Below are 1,393 nucleotides of genomic sequence, written 5' to 3' on the forward strand. Positions count from 1 at the left end.
GGTCGTGTCGCAAATGCTGTGGAAATTCCCTGTCGGCGTGCTCCGGGCATTTGAAGGCTCGTTTTTTCAGGCGGCGAGGTCAAGAGGCATCGGTTCGATGGGCTGAGAGAGGGTTTCCCAGCCATCGACCTTTCGCATCTGGATCTGGCCTGAGGCGAGCAGCGCCCAGAGCAGCATCGGCACGGTTTCGGCGCAGGGCAGCACGGTTTGGGTCTTGATGCGACGGCGGAACTCCCCGTTCAGGCGTTCGATGGCGTTGGTGGTCCGGGCCGATTTCCATTGCGACGGGTCAAGCCGAGTGAAGGTGAAGAGGCGCGCCCCGGCTTCTTCAAGGCTGTCGGCCACCGCCCGACACTTGAGCCGCCACTTGCGGAGGAACGCCTTGCGCCGCTTCTCGATCTCGGCGGCGGTGTCGGCGTAGATCATGTCCCGATAGTCCTCGGTCAGCTCATCCTGCATGTGCTTGGGGGCGTGGGCCAGAAGGTTGCGGTGTTTGTGAACCGTGCAGCGCTGGATCGGCAGGTCGTCGCCCCAAAGCGCCACGAGCGCGGCTTCCAGCCCCGGGGCACCGTCGACGATCACGAACTCTGGTCGTTTCAGGCCGCGTGCGTCCAGATCGTCGAGGAACTGACGCCAGGCTGCCGTGCTCTCGCCGCCCATACTCCTGATGGACAACAGTATTTTCTGCCCGTCACGGCGCACGCCAATGGATGCCAGCACAGAAATGTTCGTAGCTTTGCGGTCCAGCCGGGTCCGGATGACGGTGGCGTCGAGGATCAAGCGGACGATGTCCTCATCGGCCAGGCCGCGGGCACACCAGGCGTCCCAGTCCACCTTGACCTTCCGCCAGGCCCGGCTGACCACGTCCTTGCTGACGGCGCCCTCGAACAGCCCGAAAAGCGCCCGCTTGACCCGACGCGTGTTGGTGCCGGCGAGATAGACCGCGGCGATCAGGGCCTCGGCCTTCTTCGTCAGCCGCTGGTAACGGGGCAGCGCCTTCGATCGCCATTCCGTCACCTTGCCGTCCTCGTCCTCGACCCGGGCGCGCGGCACCCGCACGGTCTGGGTCCCGAAGGTGCCGGTGAGCTGCCGCTCGCGGTGTCCGTGGCGATACCCCTTCGCCGGGCTGCCCGACCGGCCATAGCGCAGGCGGCCGAGAAAGGCGGCCAGCTCCTCCTCGAACATCGCCTCGATGGTGAGGCGGACGTTCGCCCGAAGGCGATCCTCGATCGGGTCGAACCCGGCCTCCCCGGCCAGTAGCGCAAAGCTCGCGGTGTCGGTAATCTGGGTCATGGCGTGATCTCCCTGGCGGTTGGCGCCGCCGGTTGGGTGGGTTTCAGGTCACCCGGAGATTACGCCGCCTTCGAATTTCCACCACTTCCGCGACACGACC

Annotated in this window: 1 protein-coding gene; it reads right to left on the reverse strand. The window is 65.8% G+C overall.

The genetic code is table 11. The features are described from left to right. Positions 1-66: 66 nt before the first annotated feature. Entirely contained in the window at positions 67-1,293 is a 1,227-nt protein-coding gene (locus ATI53_RS22805) for an IS256 family transposase (protein ID WP_111551445.1), read from the reverse strand. Between the last annotated feature and the right edge of the window lie 100 nt (positions 1,294-1,393).

It is taken from the genome of Salipiger aestuarii, assembly GCF_003259905.1.
Classification (GTDB): domain Bacteria; phylum Pseudomonadota; class Alphaproteobacteria; order Rhodobacterales; family Rhodobacteraceae; genus Salipiger; species Salipiger aestuarii.

Bases quoted from the DNA above. Each gene is read 5' to 3' on its own strand.
- ATI53_RS22805 (WP_111551445.1), bottom strand. From the start codon at position 1,293: ATGACCCAGATTACCGACACCGCGAGCTTTGCGCTACTGGCCGGGGAG.